General features: G+C 38.6%; 23 protein-coding genes. 19 read left to right on the forward strand and 4 right to left on the reverse strand.

The window, feature by feature from the left end:
• Window positions 1-12: 12 nt before the first annotated feature.
• Genes HCU67_RS03230 through HCU67_RS03305 form a run of 16 tightly spaced genes read left to right on the forward strand, consistent with a single transcriptional unit; the run spans window position 13 to window position 14,771 of the window.
• Window positions 13-3,231: a S41 family peptidase gene (locus tag HCU67_RS03230; RefSeq protein ID WP_168551152.1), complete on the forward strand. Its 3,219-nt coding sequence runs from the start codon at window positions 13-15 to the stop codon at window positions 3,229-3,231.
• 29 nt (window positions 3,232-3,260) lie between these two features.
• Entirely contained in the window at window positions 3,261-4,037 is a 777-nt protein-coding gene (locus HCU67_RS03235) for a DUF6090 family protein (RefSeq protein ID WP_168550557.1), read from the forward strand.
• A complete protein-coding gene (locus HCU67_RS03240; RefSeq protein WP_168550558.1) occupies window positions 4,034-4,795 on the forward strand; it encodes a DUF6090 family protein in 762 nt (253 codons plus the stop codon). The genes HCU67_RS03235 and HCU67_RS03240 overlap by 4 nt, the downstream gene beginning before the upstream one ends.
• Complete coding sequence (locus HCU67_RS03245; protein WP_168551153.1) at window positions 4,792-5,502, forward strand: hypothetical protein; 711 nt, start codon at window positions 4,792-4,794, stop codon at window positions 5,500-5,502. The genes HCU67_RS03240 and HCU67_RS03245 overlap by 4 nt, the downstream gene beginning before the upstream one ends.
• Window positions 5,499-6,242 carry a DUF6090 family protein gene (locus HCU67_RS03250; RefSeq protein WP_168550559.1) on the forward strand — a complete coding sequence of 248 codons (744 nt, stop codon included), beginning with the start codon at window positions 5,499-5,501 and terminating at the stop codon, window positions 6,240-6,242. Before HCU67_RS03245 ends, HCU67_RS03250 begins: the two co-directional genes overlap by 4 nt.
• Window positions 6,239-6,979 (forward strand): DUF6090 family protein, encoded by a 741-nt coding sequence (locus HCU67_RS03255; RefSeq protein WP_168550560.1) that lies wholly within the window; start codon window positions 6,239-6,241, stop codon window positions 6,977-6,979. The genes HCU67_RS03250 and HCU67_RS03255 overlap by 4 nt, the downstream gene beginning before the upstream one ends.
• 4 nt (window positions 6,980-6,983) lie before the next feature.
• Window positions 6,984-7,748 (forward strand): hypothetical protein, encoded by a 765-nt coding sequence (locus HCU67_RS03260; protein WP_168550561.1) that lies wholly within the window; start codon window positions 6,984-6,986, stop codon window positions 7,746-7,748.
• A 4-nt stretch (window positions 7,749-7,752) separates the two neighbouring features.
• Window positions 7,753-8,493 (forward strand): DUF6090 family protein, encoded by a 741-nt coding sequence (locus tag HCU67_RS03265; protein ID WP_168551154.1) that lies wholly within the window; start codon window positions 7,753-7,755, stop codon window positions 8,491-8,493.
• The gene (locus HCU67_RS03270) at window positions 8,486-9,274 is read left to right on the forward strand and encodes a DUF6090 family protein (protein WP_168550562.1); all 789 of its coding nucleotides are present in this window, start codon (window positions 8,486-8,488) and stop codon (window positions 9,272-9,274) included. Before HCU67_RS03265 ends, HCU67_RS03270 begins: the two co-directional genes overlap by 8 nt.
• Entirely contained in the window at window positions 9,271-10,035 is a 765-nt protein-coding gene (locus tag HCU67_RS03275; protein WP_168550563.1) for a DUF6090 family protein, read from the forward strand. The genes HCU67_RS03270 and HCU67_RS03275 overlap by 4 nt, the downstream gene beginning before the upstream one ends.
• A gap of 43 nt (window positions 10,036-10,078) precedes the next feature.
• Window positions 10,079-10,765 (forward strand): DUF6090 family protein, encoded by a 687-nt coding sequence (locus HCU67_RS03280; protein WP_168551155.1) that lies wholly within the window; start codon window positions 10,079-10,081, stop codon window positions 10,763-10,765.
• Entirely contained in the window at window positions 10,758-11,498 is a 741-nt protein-coding gene (locus HCU67_RS03285) for a DUF6090 family protein (protein ID WP_168551156.1), read from the forward strand. Before HCU67_RS03280 ends, HCU67_RS03285 begins: the two co-directional genes overlap by 8 nt.
• Window positions 11,499-11,530: 32 nt before the next feature.
• Window positions 11,531-12,289, forward strand: coding sequence for an SDR family NAD(P)-dependent oxidoreductase (locus HCU67_RS03290; RefSeq protein ID WP_168551157.1), 759 nt, complete (start codon window positions 11,531-11,533; stop codon window positions 12,287-12,289).
• 11 nt (window positions 12,290-12,300) lie between these two features.
• Entirely contained in the window at window positions 12,301-13,494 is a 1,194-nt protein-coding gene (locus tag HCU67_RS03295; protein WP_168551158.1) for a flavin monoamine oxidase family protein, read from the forward strand.
• Window positions 13,495-13,540: 46 nt separating this feature from the next.
• Complete coding sequence (locus HCU67_RS03300) at window positions 13,541-14,284, forward strand: VIT1/CCC1 transporter family protein (protein ID WP_210423610.1); 744 nt, start codon at window positions 13,541-13,543, stop codon at window positions 14,282-14,284.
• 10 nt (window positions 14,285-14,294) lie between these two features.
• Complete coding sequence (locus HCU67_RS03305) at window positions 14,295-14,771, forward strand: hypothetical protein (RefSeq protein ID WP_168551159.1); 477 nt, start codon at window positions 14,295-14,297, stop codon at window positions 14,769-14,771.
• Here the strand turns inward: HCU67_RS03305 and HCU67_RS03310 are convergent.
• Window positions 14,760-15,266, reverse strand: coding sequence for a Cif family virulence factor (locus HCU67_RS03310; RefSeq protein WP_168551160.1), 507 nt, complete (start codon window positions 15,264-15,266; stop codon window positions 14,760-14,762). The genes HCU67_RS03305 and HCU67_RS03310 overlap by 12 nt on opposite strands.
• A 19-nt stretch (window positions 15,267-15,285) precedes the next feature.
• A complete protein-coding gene (locus HCU67_RS03315) occupies window positions 15,286-16,449 on the reverse strand; it encodes an MFS transporter (protein WP_168551161.1) in 1,164 nt (387 codons plus the stop codon).
• A gap of 89 nt (window positions 16,450-16,538) precedes the next feature.
• Here HCU67_RS03315 and HCU67_RS03320 point away from each other — a divergent pair, with 89 nt between their 5' ends.
• Together HCU67_RS03320 and folE are read left to right on the forward strand one after the other, a co-directional pair.
• Complete coding sequence (locus HCU67_RS03320; RefSeq protein ID WP_210423611.1) at window positions 16,539-17,102, forward strand: Crp/Fnr family transcriptional regulator; 564 nt, start codon at window positions 16,539-16,541, stop codon at window positions 17,100-17,102.
• 243 nt (window positions 17,103-17,345) lie between these two features.
• Window positions 17,346-18,053, forward strand: a complete 708-nt coding sequence (folE, locus tag HCU67_RS03325; protein WP_168551163.1) for a GTP cyclohydrolase I FolE — start codon at window positions 17,346-17,348, stop codon at window positions 18,051-18,053.
• Between the two features lie 21 nt (window positions 18,054-18,074).
• Here folE and HCU67_RS03330 read toward each other — a convergent pair whose 3' ends face one another.
• Together HCU67_RS03330 and HCU67_RS03335 are read right to left on the reverse strand one after the other, a co-directional pair.
• On the reverse strand, window positions 18,075-18,896 hold the full coding sequence (locus tag HCU67_RS03330) for a ZIP family metal transporter (RefSeq protein WP_168551164.1): 822 nt from the start codon (window positions 18,894-18,896) through the stop codon (window positions 18,075-18,077).
• The gene (locus tag HCU67_RS03335) at window positions 18,896-19,552 is read right to left on the reverse strand and encodes an iron dependent repressor, metal binding and dimerization domain protein (protein ID WP_168551165.1); all 657 of its coding nucleotides are present in this window, start codon (window positions 19,550-19,552) and stop codon (window positions 18,896-18,898) included. Before HCU67_RS03335 ends, HCU67_RS03330 begins: the two co-directional genes overlap by 1 nt.
• A 74-nt stretch (window positions 19,553-19,626) precedes the next feature.
• Between HCU67_RS03335 and HCU67_RS03340 the strand changes: the two genes are divergently transcribed.
• Window positions 19,627-21,984 (forward strand): TonB-dependent receptor, encoded by a 2,358-nt coding sequence (locus HCU67_RS03340; protein WP_210423612.1) that lies wholly within the window; start codon window positions 19,627-19,629, stop codon window positions 21,982-21,984.
• The last annotated feature ends 2 nt before the right edge of the window (window positions 21,985-21,986 follow it).

A 21,986-nucleotide genomic window follows, 5' to 3' on the forward strand; every position in this document is an offset into this window, starting at 1 on the left:
ACACGAATCACTATGAAATTCATCCATCTTAAAAGAAAACCCCTATCCTTACTTTTTTTCGCTGCATTTATCGCAGTAAGTTTTGCCCAAACCGAGACAAAATTGATGCACCAGCCGGCTTTGAGTGATACCCATATCGCCTTTATTTATGCAGAAGACCTCTGGATAGCCAATAGGGATGGTTCCAATCCCAAACGTTTGACCATTGACGAAGGTGTGGAATCCAATCCGGTTTTTTCGCCAGATGGTACCATGATCGCATTTAATGCGGAATATGATGGTAATTCCGATGCCTATATCGTTCCGGCGACCGGTGGTGTTCCCAAACGGTTGACCTGGCATCCGTATTTAGACTTGGTTCGTGATTTTACCCCAGACGGCAAGCACGTTCTTTTCTCGTCAAGAAGAAACGCACATACCAATCGGCATTTTCAATTGTTTACCGTGCCTGTAGAAGGCGGAACAATATCCCAATTGGATATACCGAACGGTTTTTGGGCCAGTTATTCCGATGACGCAAAGCATATAGCGTACAATACCTTATTCGATGCCTTTACCCAATGGAAACACTATCGCGGTGGACGCATTTCAAGAATTTGGGTATACAATACTGAGGATCATAAAGTGGTTGAAATTCCAAAACCACAGGGCGGAAGTAATGATGTGCAACCACAATGGTTTGGCAACAAGGTATACTTTAGAAGTGATCGTGATGGCGAATTTAATTTGTTCAGCTATGATATTGATAGCAAGGCTATCGCTAAACTCACTGATTATTCGGACTTTCCGGTAATCAACCCTAAAATGCACAAAAGCAGTATCATTTATGAACACGCAGGAACCCTACATATCTACGATACCACGTCTGGGAATGATACCAAATTGACCCTTAACATCGCAACAGATTTATTGGAACATCGTGAACGCTTTGTGTCTGGCCAGAACTACGTGCGTTCAGGTGGAATCTCTCCCTCTGGAGCTCGGGTAGTTTTGGATTTTAGAGGAGATATCGTCACCCTCCCTGCTAAAAAAGGGGATGCAAATAATCTAACACAAACCACGGGCACTCATGAGAAGTTTCCAGCTTGGTCACCAGATGGTAAATCGATTGCCTACTGGTCTGATGCCACTGGGGAATATGCCTTGCATGTGAAAAGGATTGATAATGGCAGTGTCAAAGAAATTAAACCAATCGGTACAGGATTTTATGGCAACATCCACTGGGCACATGACAGTAAGAAAGTTAGCTATGTTGACAATGGTCGCAATCTATATGTTACAAATGTTATTAGCTCAAAAACAACTAAAATTGACCAGGATACCATGTTCGTGCCTGGGGATCTTAGAGAGCTATTCAGCGACTGGTCTTACGACTCAAATTGGATTGCCTACACCAAAATAATCGACACGAATTTCGAAAAGGCATTTTTGTATTCGCTAGGTGAAAATAAGTCCTATGAATTGACCGATGGCCTATCAGATGTCACCGAACCAACTTTTGATTCCAGTGGAAAATATCTGTATTTATTAGCTTCAACAGATGCTGGTCCTGTGGTCAACTGGTTTGACCAATCGAATCAAGACAAAATCGCGACCAATTCAATTTATGTGGTAACGCTTCAGAAAGACGTGGTATCCCCATTGAAAAAAGAAAATGATGAGGAAAAAGCTGCTGAGAAAGATGAAGAAGACAAACCAGAGGTTTTAAAAATAGATTGGAATGGCTTACAAAATAGAATGCTGGCCTTACCCCTTGAACCTGGGGCGTATGATAATCTGAATGCTGTAAAGGAAGGAGAACTATTTTACACTACAACCAATGTGTTAGATGGTGATACCCAACTCAATAAATTCACCTTTGAAGAGCGGGAGGCCGAATCACTACTGCCGTTGGATTATTATGAAGTTGCCAGCGGTGGAGAGAAAATGTTTTATTACAGTGGCGGTTCGTGGTTCGTTTCAGATTTGGGCAAAAAATCAGAAGACGGCCCATTGGGTCTAGGTAAGATTTCCATCAAAATAAATCCTAAGGATGAATGGAAAAATATCTTTAATGAAGCTTGGCGCGTAAACCGCGATTATTTCTATGATCCAGGCATGCATGGGGCAGATTGGAATGCCATGAAAGCGAAGTACGAACCTTTGGTTGCACATGCTTCTTGCAAGGATGACTTATACCGTGTTATGCAATGGATGTTCAGTGAGCTTGCTGTTGGACACCACCGCTTCGGAAGTGACGGGGATGAACTAAACAGTCCGGAGCGAATTACAGGTGGTCTATTGGGTGCGGATTATGCCGTCAAAAACAACCGCTACCAAATCACTAAAATCTACGGTGGGTTAAACTGGACACCTGATTTAAGATCTCCACTGACTGAACCAGGGGTTATGGTCAAAGAAGGGGATTACATTATCAGTGTTAATCGAAAGAATGTTTCTGGATCGGCTAATCTTTACAGCTTTTTCGAGAATACTGCGAATACCCTGGTTGATTTAAAGGTCAGTGCTAATGCCGATGGCAGTAACGCGAGAACCTATCAAGTTACACCACTTCGAACGGAATGGGCCATTCGCAACCGTGATTGGGTCGAGGGCAATATGAAAAAGGTTCATGAAGCCACCAATGGTCAAGTAGCCTATGTCTATGTTCCAAATACAGCAGGTGCTGGATTCGAATATTTTAAGCGCTATTTCTATCCACAAGCCAATAAAAAGGCGATCATTATTGATGAGCGCTATAATGGAGGTGGGCAATTGGCCGATTACTACATAGACATACTTAAACGCCCGGTGCAATCGTATTGGAATTTTAGATATGGAAAAGATTTAAAGGCACCTAGCGCTTCCATTCAAGGACCCAAGGTCATGTTAATTGATGAAACTGCTGGTTCTGGAGGCGATTACTTACCGTGGATGTTCCGAAAATTCAAAATGGGAACCTTGGTAGGAAAACGCACCTGGGGCGGTTTGGTCGGTGTATTGGGCTATCCAGAATTCATTGATGGTGGAGTGGTCACTGCACCTAATGTGGCCTTCTATTCTGAGAATGGCTTTCGGGTCGAGAATGAAGGGGTGGCCCCTGACGTTGATGTGGAGCAATTACCAGAACTGGTTGTCAAAGGTCAGGACCCGCAATTGGAAAAGGCCATTGAAATCGTGTTGAAGGAACTTGCTGAAAACCCTGCCAAGGAAATGTCGACTCCAGCATATCCTGTGCGGGTCAAAAACTGATTTCGTTCCCCATGTAAGCGAAAGAAGCAATGATTAAATTTTTCCGGCACATTCGGCAAAAACTGCTAAACGAAGGAAAATCCTCGAAATACCTAACCTATGCCATAGGGGAAATAGCATTGGTGGTTTTTGGTATCCTCATTGCTTTACAGATCAATAATTGGAACAACGACAGACTCAATGTTCAAAAGGAAATTTGGTACTTGGATAACATTGCCAACGATATGTTCAATCAAAAGAGTGGATTGCTCCAATTAAAAAAGGAGTACTTGAATTCCGTTTCGGTCTCGGAGAACTTATTACTCGACGTTAAAGTTTCTAAGCAGTATGAAAGTATTGACAGTCTCTCCCAAAAATTGAACCAATTGATGACCTCACATTCGTATCGAAATATTGATAATACCTATCGTGAAATGGTTTCATCAGGTCAGGTCTCTTTAATTGAAAATGATAGTTTGATTTTAGAGATCATTGACTTTTACATTTACTCTTCAGAAGTCGAGGAAATGTTCAAGGTGAATCAAGACCAATTGTTTTTTGGAGAAATATTTCCTGTGCTTAACAAATATGCTCAAGTAGATATTTCGGATTACACAGAAAACAAGGCCATCGTTTTTGAAGACGAAGAAATCAGTGGATTTCTGAAAAACGAACTAAAAAATTCTAAGAACAAACTTGAACTCACCAATGCCATTCGAAATAAACTCAAAATTCTTCACGATTTTTTAATTACGATAGAAGAATCCCTTGATGAAGTCAACAGGATTATTGGTAAGATCGACATGGAAATTGAAAATCTGAAATGATAAAATTCTTCCGACGAATACGGCAAAAATTAATATCTGAGAAGTCATTCTCTAAGTACCTGTTCTACGCCACGGGGGAGATTGTATTGGTTGTTATTGGAATTTTAATCGCTCTTAAGATAAACAACTGGAACACAGAAACAATTGAACAAAAACAAGAGTTGAAACTAGTTCATCGATTAAACTCTGATTTAAAAAACAACCTAGCCGAAGTAAAGGATATTCAATCGAGGTTGATAATCAACCAACAGGGTATTGATAGCCTGATTAGCGGTTTAAAAAAGAATAGCTATACCGACATGGTTCCATTTTATATGAACTTTGCGCAACGCAAAACCTTTTTTACCAATTCGAGTACTGCATACCAAATGATTCGAAATGGAATGGCGAACTATTTCTCCAATGATCAAATATTGGAACCAGTTCTCAATTTATACGAAATAGACTTTGAAGAAATCAATGAACGACAGGAACAATTGCATCAGGAAATCGACTATTTAAAACGTAATTTTATTTTTAATGAATTCGAGCCTGCCCCCAGAAAAATGCAATTCAAATTCAATGATTTTGATAAGGTATCCAATGATTTGTTCGTGCCCATTGACTTTAATCAGCTTTCAAATAATAAAGCCTTTTTGAATAACCTCATTCAATTGAGACAATCGGTTGATAATCGATTGGTTAATTTAGAAGAAACCCAAGAAAAGATTGAAAAGACCCTTGAAACAATTGAAGGAGTATTAAAAAACAGCCAATGATCAAATTTTTCCGTCGCATTCGCCAAAAACTGCTTTCTGAGAACCGTTTCTCAAAGTATTTGGTTTATGCAATTGGTGAAATTATATTGGTCATGGTAGGCATACTTCTGGCGTTACAGGTAAATACATGGAATGCAAACCGAGAAGATAGGGAACGTGAGGCTCTACTTATTCAACAGCTTCACTTAGAAATGCAAGATAATCTGGAGCAATTCAAAACCGTTCAAGAAAATATTTCTAGGCTTGTAAATTCAGGAAAGGAAATTGTTTCCGTTTTTCCGCTTAATGCAAAAAACGTTCAAGAAGAACCGTTTCAAAGCAATTTTCTTGACTTTCTATATTGTCCTTCCTTTGACCCATACCAAGGCACTATAAAATCAATCATAAGCAGCGGTAACCTCAATCTTATTCAAAATGATCAACTGCGAAAGTTAATTGTAACTTGGGAGGATGTGGTCCGTGATTACAAAGAAGAAGAGCAAATTGCGTGGGAATACGGTTATGAGATCATGGATTGGTCCACCGAAAATTTTCCAAACCCGAATTTTGTAGAGCCAGAGTGGGAAAATGCTAATTTTAGAGGTCTACAAAGTAAGATGGGTGAAAAAATCAATCGCTATGAGTATTGTATCGTTGGAGAAGATGTAAAAAACCTAGAAAAACATATTCAAAACATCATAGCATTAACCACACCTTCTAAGCAATGATTAAGTTCTTTCGTCGCATTCGTCAAAAACTACTTTCTGAAAACAAATTCAGTAAGTACCTCTTATACGCTATTGGCGAAATTGTATTGGTGGTCATCGGAATTCTGATTGCACTGCAGATTAATAACTGGAATGAGAACAAGAAAACAGAAGTCTCCTTCGATCAGTTCGTAATTGAGTTTAAGCAAGAGCTGCAATACAACATTCAAGACCTTAAGGTCGCCATCGCCGAACTAGAACATCAAATGGAGATCAAAAAGAAGCTTTTAACCAATAATTCCCTTGATACTTTACCACTAGATTCACTCGAAGCACAAATTGAATCGAAATATATTAATGTAGGTTATAACCCAACCATTCTTAGGCGTTTTGAGAACGCCCAAATCGGAGCTTATGGTCAATACGATTCAATATTTATCAAATTACAGAATTTCTATGGCTATCACTGGCCAGAATTCGAAAAGGCAAAACAATGGCATAACAATCAAGTTGATATTGAAGATGAATGGTGGCGTTATGGCCAAAACAGCTATGAGTTAAATCTGGCAACTGAAGAAAATTTGCTATTAAACGATTCAACCAATCGAAAAAAAGAACTTCTCAAGCTTTTGCACTCCCCTAAGGTTCGAAACATGCTAAAATCTGATTATTCAAGAAAAAAAAGGCTTAAGCCATATTTTGAATATCATTTGGAAATGGCCAATGAGCCCTTAGAACTGATAAACAGCCAGATTAAATGATAAAGTTCTTTCGCAAGATTCGTCAAAAACTCCTTTCTGAAAACAAGTTTTCGAAGTACTTACTTTATGCCATCGGCGAAATCATTCTCGTTGTCATTGGTATTCTTATTGCCCTTCAAATTAATACCTGGAACGAGAAGCGAAAGGCCAATAATGATGAGCAACGGCTCATAGCCGACCTGAATACTGAATTTCAGAACAATTACGATGAGCTTAAAGTTGACATCAAAAGATTACAACGAGTCGTTGACGCCTCTGGCAAACTTCTAGTCTTGCTGCAAGAACCTGAGTCTCAAATAGGGGTGTTGGAATTGGACAGTCTAATCAGTGAATCGCTGACCACACCCACTTGGAACCCTAGTTTTTTTGTTATTGAAGAACTCAAAAAATCAGGCGGCTTTGCCCAATTGAAAAATGCTGAATTAAAAACAGCTCTGCTGGAATGGGAGCGTTATTACACTAACCTATTGGAAGTCGAAGCCATATTTTCAAGGTCCTTCCATTACTTTATCGACTATCTTACCGAACATGGGTCAATCCGTAATGTCGACGATAAGAATCCTGGATTCAATGTTGGGATTTCACGGTTATCAAAAGGTAACATCTCCCTATTAACCGACTATCGATTTGAAAACCATATCGATAACATACATGTCACTAGTTTAGATGAACTGCATAAATACCAAATGGCATTGACAAAAATCGAAACGATATTGACCCGCAGTAAATCCCAATGACAATATGATTAAATTCTTTCGCCGCATCCGCCAAAAACTGCTTACTGAAAACAAGTTTTCGAAGTATCTCCTTTATGCCATTGGTGAAATCATACTGGTGGTGATTGGTATTTTGATTGCATTGCAAATCAATACCTGGAACCAACAAAAACAAACCATAGCGAAAGAACGGAATTACCTTTCACTTATCAAACAAGAGATGGGGACAAATCTCGAAGCAATAAGGGTAGAGCAAGAAGTATTGGATGACTTTCTAAAAAATGTAACCAAGATGTTAGCGTTGTATGGCGCTCCACAAGTAGAGTTGACCAATAAAGAACTGTCTGAAATATTAGTACCCATTTTGAGTCGAGATATGGACATTTACTTTAAAGACGGCACTTTAAACGAAATTATATCGACGGGAAACCTTAAGGATATTACTAATGATAGTATTCGAAATATTTTGGCCTCAATCAGTGGAAATTTAGAACGTGTAAGAGCACAAGAAACACGGGTCAACAATTACATCTCAAAAAGCAATGCCTTTATCGAAAAGGAAGGTTCTATAAAACAGGTGATAACTGATGTTGGTTATGATAAAGAATATGGTATTCCCTTACATTCCAGTGGAAATGGTAACCTACATTTGGTGAAAAGCGAAGAATTTGAAAACATTATGGTTTTTGCATCCTTGGTCGCCACTAGCCTTGATGAAGAATACTATTCCGTTTTTGAAAAAGAAATCAAGACGCTTATTGAATTAATCGATATAGAGCTAGAAAGATAATCGAATGCTAAAATTCTTCCGTAAAATCCGTCAAAAACTGCTCTCTGAAAACAAGTTTTCGAAGTACCTACTCTATGCGGTTGGTGAAATTGTGTTGGTGGTCATTGGGATTCTGATTGCGCTGCAGATTAATAATTGGAATGAGGCTAAAAAATCCAAAGAAAAAGAACGTCAGGTTTTGACTGAAATACTTTCAGATTTACAGTACACGCTCGAAAACTGTGATTATGTTATCCATAGAAGAGAAAACAACTTAAAAAAGACAATTCAATCCCAAAAAATGATAATAGCTATTATTGATTCCAATCAGCAATACCATGATTCATTGGGGATATATTTTAGGGCATCATATGCCTATGACGAAGTAGATTACAAAACTAGTGGTTACCAATCTTTGGTCTCAATTGGCACTGACCTGATCAATGATGCCGAGATTAGGGCAAAAATCGGTAAGTTTTACACCTCATCGATATCTGAAACAAAAGAAACCTTTAATGAAGTGAAACTAGATTTTCATAATTATATGATAGATTATTTTAGGGAGAAGTTTACATCAGAAAATGTGGATTCAGCAATTAAGCCTCTTCATCCAAATGATTTTGAAGCACTAAAAAAAGATAAAGGATATAGACAATCATTACTCACCTTTTTAGAAGTCAATCAAGCCTATTTAGAAAGACTGGAATACATGCAAGATGAGATTCAGATTCTGAAGAAGAATATTGAAAATTATATCGATGATTAAGTTCTTCCGCCACATTCGTCAAAAACTGCTCTCTGAAAACAAGTTTTCAAAGTACTTGCTCTATGCTATTGGTGAAATCATCTTGGTGGTCATTGGTATTCTGATTGCGCTGCAGATTAATAACTGGAATGAAAATCGTATAGCACAACAGAAAGAGCAGGAATTATTACTTCAATTACATTCAGAATTCAAGAGTAACCTTGAACAATTGGAACAGAAAATATCCTTAAGAAATTCCATGATCAATGCCTCTTTCAAATTACTTGAATATGTAGATCATCCCGAAAAAAGAAACAACGATAGCATTTTAAAACATTTGGGCTACACCGTACTCTCCCCAACCTTCGACCCCATTGTAAACGACATCAACAGTTCAGGACGTATTGGATTGATTCAAAGTGCTGAACTAAAGGAAAAACTCTCTTTATGGACCAGTGAGATTATTCAAGTAACCGAAGAAGAACAAGTATGGTTGCATTATCGCAATAACAACTATATGCCACTTTTGTTGAAAAAAGGAATGTATAGGAATCTGGTGAATCAATATTGGAAAGACAATATCATCGAAGCTTTTCATTTAGACAAAAACATAAAAGCTGATTTTTATTTAGGTGATACCAAAAGGGAAATCAACCTATCGGTACTATTGGATGAAATCCAATTCGAAAATCATATCGCCCAATGTGCCACTTTTGCCAACCTGGCGAATAGCCAGTCGTTAAGTTTGCGCAACAGGATTGTTGAACTATTGGAATTAATAGAACAAGATCTAGGGCTATGATTAAACTCTTCCGTAAAATCCGTCAAAAATTACTCTCTGAAAACAAGTTTTCAAAGTACTTGCTTTATGCCGTCGGAGAAATTGTGTTGGTGGTCATTGGTATTCTGATTGCGCTGCAGATCAATAACTGGAATGAGGGGAAAAAAGAGGCCGAAAGTCAACAAAAACTATTTGCCAATCTGAAGATTGATTTTGAAAACAGGCTTAGTGAACTCGAAGAATTTCATGCCAGTAAAAGGCAAGCTATAACAAATATTTCGAGGATCAATGCGATTATTTCCAGTTCCCATAAGGAATTCGACGAAGATGAAGTTGGTGCGCTATTAGCCTATCAGCTTAACAATTTCAGCTTCAATGAAGACTTTAAATTATTGGAAGGAGTGTTCAATACCGGCTTGATCAATGACATCAAAAATGAAACACTTAAAAGAAAGCTTATTGAATGGCCTCAGCTCGTTGAAGAAATGTTGGAAGAGCAACGTATTTTTCAAAATGACAACCTGACCAAATACGGTCCCTTGTTAGAGAAATACATTTCAAATAGACGATTGTATGAACATTTTGACTTTCGAAATTATGCACTCCCCAAAGGAGGGCAAATCACACTTAAAGAGAATTATGAAGGTCTATTGAAAGACCCCCTTTTGGAAAACCTTTTGGCAACCAAAGAAGTACACCTTAGGATATCAGTTATAGATTTGGGCAATCTTACCAATGAAGCAAAAGAAATCATTAGACTCTTAGAGCTAACGCATGATTAAATTCTTTCGTCATATTCGCCGTTCACTAGTCAACCAAAACCAAATGGGAAAGTACCTCAAATACGCCATCGGAGAAATTCTCCTTGTGGTAATTGGAATATTGATTGCCCTTCAGATCAACAATTGGAAAGAACAGCAACAACTGAAACAAGAACAAAAAGTAGTTCTTGAGGCCTTACTGGGTGATTTTAGGATAAACAAGTCCTTAATCCAAGAGGGTGCAAAACGACACAAATATCACAAAGACCTGGGTCTAACATGGATAAATATAATGAGGGAAGACACTGTAAACGTTAGAAAGACATCCTTTTTAGATAGTCTTATGTATTGGGGTCCAGAATATAAGGTGATTGATTTTGTTGATGCCTCACTCAACAATGTCATCAATAGCGAAAAACTGGACCTAATAAAAAATACCGAGTTGAAACAAAACTTAATAGAATATCCTCTATCCATTACACTTTACAAGGATTTTGAAGCCGTAGTACGTGAAATAGTTATTGAGCGTATTCGACCTCGAAATGAAAGATACATTTCGTTAGCCAACATGTTAAATGGCAGCAATTCTTTTAAATCAGATTACACCGGCCTTTTGAAAGACCGACAATTAAGCAATGATTATGTGAATAGAAATTGGCAATTAGATGAACTGCTCAAAGCCTTACAAATCTTAGAAATAAAAACCGTTACCTTAATTGAGCTTATTGAAAAAGAATTGAGCTATGATTAAATTTTTCCGCCGCATTCGCCAAAAACTACTCGCTGAAAATAAGTTTTCAAAGTACCTGCTTTATGCAGTCGGAGAAATTATCCTAGTTGTTATTGGAATCTTAATTGCGCTTCAAGTGAACAATTGGAACGAGGAGCGAAAATCCATTAAAAAGGAAGAACTTTTTCTCACTGAAATCAGAAATAGCCTAGTCTCCGATTCAACCCAAATAACTGAGATACTTGAATTCAATAAGGGTAAGGTGAAAATAGTTCAAGGTTTTATGGGCTTGTTTGCAGATACCTTGTCGCCAGATCAACGGTTTACAATCATTGAGAAATACACAAGGCCGTTTACCGAATACCAAGTATTTCTCCCAAATAAAACCGCATGGAACAACCTAATTACTTCAGAGCGGTTGAACCTCATTCAAAATAGGGATTTACGAACGCTCTTAATGGAATATTACGCCTTTGACTACGACTCTTCAGTACAAGAACGATTGAAATTTATGAATAGAAAGGTCGTTGATGAAGTTTTCCCAAAATTCTTTACCAAAGAGTTTGTCGCCAAAAATCTTGGTATAACCACTGATTTTCCTTCAAAGGATGAAAACAAACTGCATTTAAACCAAACCTTTCTCTCCGATCTTTACGGAATTGTTTATTTGATTAACCTTCAAAACGAATTTTTGAAAGATATTAATCTGAACATTACCGAAGCACTTGAATTGATTGATAAACAATTGGAATAGACTCAGTAAACTACCTTAATAGACCAAATTGAATGAACTTCGAAAATAAAAAAGTACTAATCACTGGAGCATCAAGAGGAATAGGTAAAGCCACTGCACTAGCTTTTGCTGAAAAGGGGGCCCAAGTAGGCATCAATTTTCGCAGTAATGTAGAAGAAGCGAAAAAAACGCTTTCCGAGTTGCCCGGTTCAGGACATGAATTGTTTCAAGGTGATATTTCAGAAAAGGCCAACTGTCAATCAATTATTGATGAGTTTGTAAAAACTTATGGACAATTGGACGTTTTAGTAAACAATGCCGGAATCTCAATCTTTCATGAAATCGACAAGGTCGATTTTGACCAATGGACCTCAGCTTGGGAAAATACCTTTAAAACCAATCTTTTTGCTGCTGCAAATATGACCTATTGCGCAGCACAAGCCATGATAAAATCGGGTGGTGGACGCATTGTAAACGTTTCTTCAAGAGGGTCTTTTCGCGGTGAACCCACCAAACCAGCCTATGGGGCAAGTAAGGCTGCACTTAATGCCATGACACAATCATTGGCCAAAAAGTTGGCACCCCATAATATTTATCTTGGGGTGGTCGCACCAGGCTTTACCGAAACCGAGATGGCAGCGGTGACCTTGACCCCTGCTGAACGTGAAAATCTGCTGCGTGAGTCTCCGTTCAAACGTATGGCCCAACCCAGTGAAGTAGCCCACGCCATTTTATTTTTAGCCTCAGAGGGGGCTGAATATTCTTCGGGTACGATAATAGATGTCAATGGGGCATCGTACCTTAGAAATTAGAAACGATTCACATGATGACACGATCTGAGTTTGTAAGAACCTGTTCCCTATTTGGCATAAGTCTTCCCTTTCAAAGTGCGATTAATTCTTGTTCAGATGAAATTGAAGCACCGATTGTCTCTGGTAAATTTAACGGCACCGTTTTGATTATTGGTGCAGGTGCAGCTGGTATGGCAACGGCTTATTTATTGGAGCAACAGGGAATATCCTATCAAATACTTGAAGCAGATACTTCATATGGGGGTCGCTTTCGAACCAATGATGACTTTACTGATTTTCCGATTCCTTTGGGTGCCGAATGGCTACATATATCTAAAAGTGAATTGCCAGCCATTGTTAACGATGAAACCGTGAACATCGACACAGTTTTACTCCCCTATTCTGAATCGGATACATCTGGTTATTTCAGCAATGGTAACCTGACCATAACTGAAATAGGGTCAGCAGTGAATGACGACGAAGACCAGAAATTCATTGGCTCTTCTTGGTTCGATTTCTTTGAAGATTACATCGTACCGAGCATTCGTAATAAAATGCAATTCAATACCAAAATTGCCTCTATTGATTACAGTGGCGACAAAGTTGTTGCAGTAGATGATAATGGTCAACAATTTGAGGCAGATAAGTTGGTGATGACCGTTCCATTGAAATTGCTTCAGTTAGGGGAAGTAAATTTTATTCCTGAACTGCCCAATAACAAACAGAACGCCATTGCAGATGCCAACATATGGAGCGGAATGAAAGTCTTCTTGAAATTTTCAGAGCAATTCTATCCCACTTTTCTCTATTTTGACGATAGCGGTAACCGAGAAGGCCAACGCCTTTACTACGATGCTGCCTATGGTCAGAGCTCTTCTGATAACGTATTGGGACTGTTCTCCGTTGGCAGTCAGGCCGAAGTCTACCAACAATTCAGTGGGGATGCCCTTCGCGATTATGTTTTGGCAGAACTCGATGAAATATTTAATGGAAAAGCCTCAGAAACCTTTGTAGACATTATAACACAAAATTGGAACGAACAGGCCTTTGCAAAAGGTGCCTACTTGAATGATAGCGCATCAACATCCATTTCAAGAAGAATGGCAGAATCGGTTGACGACAAATTGTACTTTGCGGGATGTTCTTACACCCAATTTGATGATTGGAGTTCGGTTCATACGGCAGCGCGCTCAGCAAGAGATGCTGTGCGCGAATTGATTCGATAAAAGGGTTTTTCAAAGAGCTTCGTATCTTCGATAGGAAGACTGTTCAATGACCGAAACCATAAATCATAACGAGAATCAATTGCATAAAAAATCAAGACTATTTCAGCGATTCGAAAAGTATATTGGTGAATTTGTTTATGGGGGAATCGATGGTTGCGTTACCACCTTTGCGGTTGTAGCGGGTTCGGTGGGTGCCGGATTGGATAGTGCAATCATTATCATCTTGGGCTTTGCAAACCTCTTGGCTGACGGCTTTGCCATGTCTATCGGCGCATACCTATCAACAAAGTCAGAAAGGGACAATTACAATAAGCATAAACAAGAGGAGTATTGGGAGGTAGAAAACCTACCCGATATGGAAAAAGAAGAAATCAGGGAAATCTATGCTTCAAAAGGATTTGAAGGGGAATTATTGGAAAAAGTCGTTGATGTCATTACCAGCGACAAGGAAAGATGGGTAAATACCATGATGAAGGAAGAATTGGAGATGATGGAAGAAGACCGATCGCCCTTTTGGATTGGAGCTACAACTTACATTTCTTTTATTACTATTGGTCTTATTCCACTGATCACCTATGTTGTTGACTATATTTCTCCAATTAATAAAAATCTATTTGTGATTTCTTCAATACTCACAGCCCTCGGATTTATTATTATTGGAGGACTAAAAACCTATATCAATCAAACTTCCATACTAAAAGGAATTCTCGAAACTCTAATTTTGGGAGGTATAGCTGCCGCAGTTTCCTATTTTGTTGGCGACCTACTCGAAAAACTCATTACGGGATAAACATAGATAAATGAAGGCTGCCACAGTTACCCAACTCAAAAAAGAACTACAACACCGAAATCCCGAAGAGCTTTTGGCGCTTTGTCTTCGACTATCCAAATTCAAAAAAGAAAACAAGGAACTTTTGACCTATTTGCTTTTTGAAGCGGACCATGAAGAAGGCTATATCGAAACGGTCAAGTCAGAAATTGATGAATTATTTACAGAGATCAACACTAATAGTTATTTCTACATCAAAAAAAGTGTTCGAAAAATACTACGCAACCTCAAAAAATATATTCGGTATTCTGGCAACAAAGAAACTGAGGTTGTGCTTTTGCTCCATTTTTGTGAGAGGTTGAAAGACTTCAAACCCTCAATTCAAAGAAATACAACCTTGATCAATTTGTACAATCGTCAGCTTGACTTTATAGAGAAGAAAATTGGCCTTCTGCATGAAGATTTACAATATGATTATGGCCTTTTGCTTGAAGAGCTAAAACTCTAGTGGTTCTTGGGCCGCAAAGTCATCTGCCCCAATGGCTTTTCCATTAATCGTCGTGGTATCCCAGTCTTGGGTGATTTTCCACTGGCCTTCAACTTTTTTGAGAACAATATGAAAATGTCCGTAAACAAAATTTGTCTTTCCCAATTTATCAGTGAACCCTATTCTATAAAAACCTACTTCATAAGACGTATTTGAATTTGTCCTGCGGCTATCAAACCAAAAATCCAAGGCTATGGACAAACCCTCTTTTCGGTTCTTCTGAAAACGTTCCAAGTTTTTAGGTTTGAAAGCATTCTCCGTATCTAAACCATCTGGTGTTGCCCTTAAGACTTGTTCAGCATAGGTGGCATTTAAGGCTTCACCATTCAAGGTTTCAAAGGCATTTTTAAAAGGCCTCCAGACTTGAATGTCGATTTCTTTTTGAATTTCTTCAATTGATTGTGCATTACTCCCCATGGAAATCGCCAAAATCAGAAAAAATAGTTTACTGCGCATGCTTCAAAAATAGCATAACCTAAGTCAAATTCGCTTTTCTAAAGTTTAAAAATAGTAGGCCCACAATAGCTAAAAAAGCACACCCCAACATGGTGTGTGGTATGTTTTGAAAGGTATTTTGATAATACCATCCTGACATAAGTGCCCCTAGCCCTATACCGGCTTCAAGTGCAATGAACATGGTTGAAATTCCCTTTCCTCTCGCGTTCTCTGGACTTAAATCAACAGTCCAGGCATTTAGTGCTGGAGATAATATTCCCATAGAAAGACCATAGGTAATCGCAGCAGATAACAATCCAATCCTCGTTTGTAAAAATACCATCACCAACAATGCTGCTATCAGTATAATCAACCCCACCTGAACCACCACTTTGCGACCCAGTTTATCAGATGCCGAACCGGCCAAAAATCGAATGGTCAAAGAGGCAATGGTAAATGCAACAAAAAAGCTTCCTTTATTCTGAAAACCTAAAAAATCACTCCAATCTGGTATTAATGTCAGTACCATTCCAAAAGCGAAATAGGCCAAAAAGGTGATAAATGCAGGAATAAATACTTCTTTTGCTATAATATCGGTTTTTGAAATTTTAAGCATCCGCCATTCGAAGCGAGTTTTTTCGATTAAAGTTTCCTTTAGATTAAATAAAAATACCATTGATAATAAGGCCATAACCGAAGAACTGTAAAACAAGATGTCATAGGAATAGTACAGTTTAATGGTACTCCCCAAAGCAGGACCCAGGGCCAAACCACTGGTAAAAAAAACACCCTGTACACCAAAAGCTTCTCCCCATCGGTTCGCTGGTACAATATCAGAAACGTAAGCTGCAATTGCCGTTGGGGTAAAACCTGTAGAAAAACCATGTAATAACCGTAAAAAAAGGAAACCAGCAACACTACCTAAAACCGGATAAAGAAAACCGCAAACCAAACATACGACTGCTCCAAAAAGCATCACTGGAATGCGACCGATCTTATCGGTCAAAATTCCACTAAAAGGCCTTGAAAGACCAGCGGTCAATGTAAACAACGCAATAATCAAACCGATATAATTTGAACCACCTAGGCCAGACAGGTATCCTGGTAATTCGGGAATAAGTAGATTGTAACTGCTGGAAAACAATAATGAGCTCAAACAAAGAAGTCCAAATCGGAGATTGTAGATAGGATGGGTTTTTTTCATTTGAACTTATGGTATCTTGTTGGCGATTACTTCAATTCAAAGAAAAAACGGTTTTATAAATTTTGGAAGGACATTTGTCCCAATTGAAAATGATTCGGGTTAACAGTACTTTTTTAGATTATATCGTAACTCTTAAAAATTCATCTTACGGTGAATTGATAACCGAAAAACAAGCAGAATTTGGAGAAAAAATAATCGAACAAAAAACCAATGTTCGTTATGTCTTTCTAATAAAAGAAGGACTGGCAAAGTGTTATTTGACTGAAGATACGGGTGAAGATTTCATTCAGGAATTTTTTGGAAAGGGTGAAGTTTTTGGTGAAATCGAATTGATAACCAATAACATTAGTTTCTGTACCATTGAGGCTTTGACCCCCACCACTTATTTCAAAATTCCGAAAAGGGTATTTCATGATTTAATTAAAAAAGACGAAGCATTTAACACCCAAATTCTTGAACTAATGGCCGGAAAAGTTCGATACACGGCTTTGCGACATTCTTATAACCAAACCCACTCCATCGAAGAAATTCTGAAGAGCCTTTTGCTGCAATATCCGGATTTACTCAAGTTGATTTCCAAAAAAGACATTTCGAACTACTTAGGCATAACTGTTAGAAGTTTAAATAGGGTTCTTAAAACGGTTATACCATAGTTCCTCCTCCCGTTAGACGTACGCAGCCAAAGTATTAACCCGACTAAAACCAACCATTTAAGGTGGCAAAAATGCAGCAAAAATTTTCGGAACGGTATTTGTCCTTAATACTACCTAAGGAATTCTAAATTATTTTGTTTAAACTTTAACAATTATTATTAAACAAAATAAGTAGTTTTAGAATCTAAAATAATTTAATTGAACTGGGGGTCGAACAAATTGACCTCACTGGAATTAAAAAACATGAAAGACAAACAAGAACTAGTATTAGAAGATTACCTTGACACCACTGAATTATTAAATGGGTATACGCACGAAGAGATTGGTGACGATCATTTGTATACAGGGGTAGAAACCCCAATGAAACCTGATGCTTTCGATATATCGGACAGTGAAAAAAAGGAACAAATTGCTGAATTATTTGCCCAAATCATGAACGTGATGGGTCTTGATTTAACCGATGATTCATTGAAGGGTACCCCGAAGCGGGTTGCCAAAATGTATATTGAGGAGATTTTCTCTGGGTTGGATCCAAAGAACAAACCTAAAGTTGCGCTTTTCGATAACAAGTATCAGTACAATCAAATGCTTGTAGAAAAAGACATCACTTTTTATTCAAATTGTGAACATCATTTTGTGCCCATTATCGGAAAGGCCCATGTAGCATATATATCATCTGGAAAAGTAATCGGGTTATCAAAATTGAACCGTATTGTCCAATATTTTGCAAAACGTCCTCAAGTACAAGAGCGATTGACCAATCAAATTGCGTTGGAACTACAGTCCATACTGGAAACGGAGGACGTAGCTGTTATCATTGACGCCAAGCATTTATGTGTTTCGTCAAGGGGTATTAAAGATGACACCTCAGCAACAGTAACTTCATTTTACGGCGGCCAGTTCAATTCGCCAGAGAAAATACAGGAATTGTACAATTACATCAATAACTAGAAGTACTACCCTCTAGTTGCATTACCCTAGTCCAACATCTAGGGTCATCATAATGATAAATCCGCCGATAAAGCCCATGGTGGCTATATCGGTGTATTTATCTTGTTGGGTCTCAGGTATGACCTCTTCTACAACAACAAAAATCATTGCGCCGGCAGCAAAAGCAAGCGCATAGGGTAAAATGGGTTCAAAGGTCAAAACTGCCCATGCACCCAATACCCCTGCAATTGGTTCAACTATAGCAGAGGCTTGGCCATACATCCAGCTCTTTCTTCTACTTAAGCCATGTCGCCTCATGGGAACAGCAACGGCAAAGCCTTCAGGAAAGTTTTGAAGCCCAATACCAAGCGCAAGTGCTACTGCCCCACCAATGGTGGCACCTTCGAATCCGGATGCGACACCACCAAATAGCACCCCTACGGCTAACCCTTCAGGAATATTATGTAGGGTAATCGCAAGAACTAAAAGTGTGGTTCTATGCCATGGGGTCTTTACTCCTTCGGCCTCATCCATCTTAAAATTGATATGTAGATGGGGCATTACCTTGTCAAGGCCAAAAATGAACAAGGCTCCCAACAAGAATCCGACTGCGGCCGGAATGACTTTTACAAAGCCCTCGCCCTCACTCATTTCAATACCAGGTGCCAATAAACTCCAAAAACTTGCTGCAACCATTACTCCGCCGGTAAAACCCAACATTCCATCCATCAAAGCCCTTTTCGGACTTTTAAATAGAAAAACCAGACCTGCACCAGCTGCAGTAAGCCCCCATGTAAAAAGGGTAGCATACAGTGCTGCCAATATGGGGTCTATACTTTCAAAATAAGTTATGATTTCTTCCATTATTCCTGTCTTTTAATGTAAAGATTACTTGCAATCTGGTTTGAAATATGTAATTGCCGGCCATCAATTTCAATCTGAATTGATTCGTCAAAATCCTCTTTATCCAAAATCATAATAAGATGACCTAAAGCAATCTGGTTCTTATCCAAAAACTTCAAAAAAGAGGGAGAGGTATCCTTTACTCCAACGCAGACTCCTCGTCCGAATTTGGGCAGCTCACTCAACAAAACCTTATCACGTTGTGGAAACCTACCATCTTTTGTCGGTATGGGGTCCCCGTGTGGATCATATTTTGGAAAGTCAAGCAACTCATCAATTTTATCAATCAATTTTTCACTCTTGATATGCTCAAGTTGTTCCGCAACTTCATGTACTTCATCCCAAGTGAAATCTAATTTCTTGACTAAAAAGACCTCCCATAATCGGTGTTTTCTAATAATGCCCAATGCAGTATTTTTTCCATTGGCACTTAATGAAACACCTTGGTATTTCACATAATCTACCAAGCCTTTTTCCGCTAATTTCTTAGCCATATCAGTTACTGAAGAAGGCTTAGTATTCATTTCTTCTGCTATGGCATTGGTAGAAACTGATTTGTTTTCGACTCCGCCTAGGTGAAATATGGTCTTTATATAATTTTCCTCTGCCCTGGTCACGAGACTCTTTTTTCAAATGTACATTTTATTTTTATTTATAAAAACATATTTTTAGATTTGTCTAAATTTTAATTTTGATAATTAAAAATCTATTATTTTTCGTTAGCTGCTTTGTCGGTAATTTGGTTTTTGGCCAAACGACCGTACTCAGTGGAAGCATTACAAGTGAGGGGCAAGCCATTCCCTTTGCCAATATTTTTATTGAAAATACTTCGATAGCTGCCAATGCCAATGAAAATGGTTACTATCAGCTTGAGACTTCCATTAAAAAGTTCACATTGGTAGTTCAGGCAAATGGGTTTCGAACCCAACGAGCGGAAATTACCCTAAACGGTGAATCGAATAAAAAAGTAGATATTTATCTTTTGGAAGACGTTTTGGGATTGGAAGAAGTTGTTATTAGTGCAACAAGAAACCGCGTTGAAAGAAAAAGCTCGCCAGTAATAGTTTCCTCCTTAAAACCTCGTTTGTTAAATGCCACCCAATCAATAAGCGTAGCCGAAGGACTAAATTTTACGCCTGGTGTTAGGGTGGAGAACAATTGCCAGAATTGTGGGTTCACACAAGTTCGATTAAATGGTTTGGATGGCAGTTACACCCAGATCTTATTAAATAGCAGACCCATATTTACATCGCTTTTGGGTGTCTACGGATTGGAGCAAATTCCAACCAATATTATTGAACGCGTCGAGGTGGTCAGAAGTGGTGGCTCTGCCCTATATGGCTCAAATGCCATAGCCGGTACTGTTAATATCATTACCAAAGACCCCCTATTAAATACTTGGGAAATAGGAAGTAACATGGCGGTTATTGGAGGGGAAGCCTTAGACCGTTTGGTAAATTTCAATAGTTCGCTGGTAGCAGATGATTTTAATAGTGGCTTGACACTATTTGGCAGTTATCGAAATCGAGATTCGTATGATGACAATGATGACGGTTTTACAGAAATTGTAGAATTGCGAAATACCACAGTTGGGGCAAAGGCATTTTTAAGGCCTACCAATCGAAGCCGTTTGTCTCTAAACCTAAATGCAATTCAAGAGTATCGTCGGGGCGGTGATCGATTGAATTTAGCACCTCAGTTTACCGATATTACGGAAGAATTAGATCATGATACCTTTATTGGTGGGGCGGACTACGAGTTGAACAATAAAGACTACACCCAAAAATTCCAATTGTACTCCTCAGCTTCTTACACCAATCGTGATAGTTATTACGGTGGCTTGGGTGGGGCTAGAACGCAACAAGATAGCATAACGGCTAACAATGCCTTTGGTTCGACCAAGGATCTTTCGTGGGTGAACGGAGTTCAGTATACCAAGACATTTCAAAATGAAGATGTTTTAACCACAGGTGCGGAACTCAACACAAATAATACTGAAGATCAAATTCCCGGATACAACCGACTAATTGACCAGAGTGTTCAAAGTATTGGAGCTTATGCACAATATGAGTGGAAACCATCCAAAGCCTTTACGGCGTTGTTCGGTAGTCGTCTTGACAATGTTTCCATCGACGGAAATTATACCATAGGGGGAATTTCCAGAAATGTGGATTTAAGCCAAACTGTACTTTCTCCAAGATTTACACTTTCATTCCAATTGTCTGAAAACTTAAAATTACGAGGAGGATATGCCCGGGGTTTTCGTGCTCCACAAGCGTTTAATGAAGACTTGCATATCTCTAGTGTTGGAGGCGAACCACAATTTGTAATTCTTTCCCAAGATTTAGATACCGAATTTTCAAACGCCTTCACTAGCTCTTTGAATTTTGCCAAAAACAAGGATCTTCTGCAACTTGATATTCTTGTTGAAGGATTCTATACCACAATGGATAACCCTTTTACTTTAGTAAGCACAGGTGCTGTACTTGAAAATGGTTCGATTTTGGAGGAAGTTAGAAATGGCGAAGGAGCCAAAGTTTATGGAACAAACCTTGAATTTGGAATCTCACCAGATCCCAGATGGCAATTTCAATTGGGTGGCACTATACAAAGAACAAAGTATGACCAACCTCAATTACTATTTGAGAGTGATGGAACTGTGGGCGAAAACGATATCATCATTGACGAATTTGTTCGAGTACCTAAAATTTATGGATACGTCAATACCACATGGTTACCTAACAAAAAGTTTAATGTAGACATTACAGGTACTTACACAGGTAATATGACAGTGCCCAGAGTTGTTAGCGATACTGGATTTTTACAGTTAAACGAGGTGGGATCATTCTTCGACCTAAATCTTAAATTAGAATCCCATTTTGATTTTAGTGCATCCTTTATGGTGACACTAACTGCCGGTGTCACCAATATTTTCAATAGTTACCAAGAAGACTTTGATACTGGACCCACTCGAGACTCCGATTATATTTATGGACCAGATGCCCCAAGGGCGTTCTTTTTTGGACTAAAATTTGGTAAAATGCATTAGAA

The organism is Croceivirga thetidis (assembly GCF_012272815.1).
Classification (GTDB): domain Bacteria; phylum Bacteroidota; class Bacteroidia; order Flavobacteriales; family Flavobacteriaceae; genus Croceivirga; species Croceivirga thetidis.

Excerpts from the sequence above, each read along its gene's own strand:
- HCU67_RS03230 (WP_168551152.1), top strand. The coding sequence starts at position 13 with ATGAAATTCATCCATCTTAAAAGAAAACCCCTATCCTTACTTTTTTTC.
- HCU67_RS03235 (WP_168550557.1), top strand. The coding sequence starts at position 3,261 with ATGATTAAATTTTTCCGGCACATTCGGCAAAAACTGCTAAACGAAGGA.
- HCU67_RS03240 (WP_168550558.1), top strand. The coding sequence starts at position 4,034 with ATGATAAAATTCTTCCGACGAATACGGCAAAAATTAATATCTGAGAAG.
- HCU67_RS03245 (WP_168551153.1), top strand. The coding sequence starts at position 4,792 with ATGATCAAATTTTTCCGTCGCATTCGCCAAAAACTGCTTTCTGAGAAC.
- HCU67_RS03250 (WP_168550559.1), top strand. The coding sequence starts at position 5,499 with ATGATTAAGTTCTTTCGTCGCATTCGTCAAAAACTACTTTCTGAAAAC.
- HCU67_RS03255 (WP_168550560.1), top strand. The coding sequence starts at position 6,239 with ATGATAAAGTTCTTTCGCAAGATTCGTCAAAAACTCCTTTCTGAAAAC.
- HCU67_RS03260 (WP_168550561.1), top strand. The coding sequence starts at position 6,984 with ATGATTAAATTCTTTCGCCGCATCCGCCAAAAACTGCTTACTGAAAAC.
- HCU67_RS03265 (WP_168551154.1), top strand. The coding sequence starts at position 7,753 with ATGCTAAAATTCTTCCGTAAAATCCGTCAAAAACTGCTCTCTGAAAAC.
- HCU67_RS03270 (WP_168550562.1), top strand. The coding sequence starts at position 8,486 with ATGATTAAGTTCTTCCGCCACATTCGTCAAAAACTGCTCTCTGAAAAC.
- HCU67_RS03275 (WP_168550563.1), top strand. The coding sequence starts at position 9,271 with ATGATTAAACTCTTCCGTAAAATCCGTCAAAAATTACTCTCTGAAAAC.
- HCU67_RS03280 (WP_168551155.1), top strand. The coding sequence starts at position 10,079 with ATGGGAAAGTACCTCAAATACGCCATCGGAGAAATTCTCCTTGTGGTA.
- HCU67_RS03285 (WP_168551156.1), top strand. The coding sequence starts at position 10,758 with ATGATTAAATTTTTCCGCCGCATTCGCCAAAAACTACTCGCTGAAAAT.
- HCU67_RS03290 (WP_168551157.1), top strand. The coding sequence starts at position 11,531 with ATGAACTTCGAAAATAAAAAAGTACTAATCACTGGAGCATCAAGAGGA.
- HCU67_RS03295 (WP_168551158.1), top strand. The coding sequence starts at position 12,301 with ATGATGACACGATCTGAGTTTGTAAGAACCTGTTCCCTATTTGGCATA.
- HCU67_RS03300 (WP_210423610.1), top strand. The coding sequence starts at position 13,541 with ATGACCGAAACCATAAATCATAACGAGAATCAATTGCATAAAAAATCA.
- HCU67_RS03305 (WP_168551159.1), top strand. The coding sequence starts at position 14,295 with ATGAAGGCTGCCACAGTTACCCAACTCAAAAAAGAACTACAACACCGA.
- HCU67_RS03310 (WP_168551160.1), bottom strand. The coding sequence starts at position 15,266 with ATGCGCAGTAAACTATTTTTTCTGATTTTGGCGATTTCCATGGGGAGT.
- HCU67_RS03315 (WP_168551161.1), bottom strand. The coding sequence starts at position 16,449 with ATGAAAAAAACCCATCCTATCTACAATCTCCGATTTGGACTTCTTTGT.
- HCU67_RS03320 (WP_210423611.1), top strand. The coding sequence starts at position 16,539 with ATGATTCGGGTTAACAGTACTTTTTTAGATTATATCGTAACTCTTAAA.
- folE (WP_168551163.1), top strand. The coding sequence starts at position 17,346 with ATGAAAGACAAACAAGAACTAGTATTAGAAGATTACCTTGACACCACT.
- HCU67_RS03330 (WP_168551164.1), bottom strand. The coding sequence starts at position 18,896 with ATGGAAGAAATCATAACTTATTTTGAAAGTATAGACCCCATATTGGCA.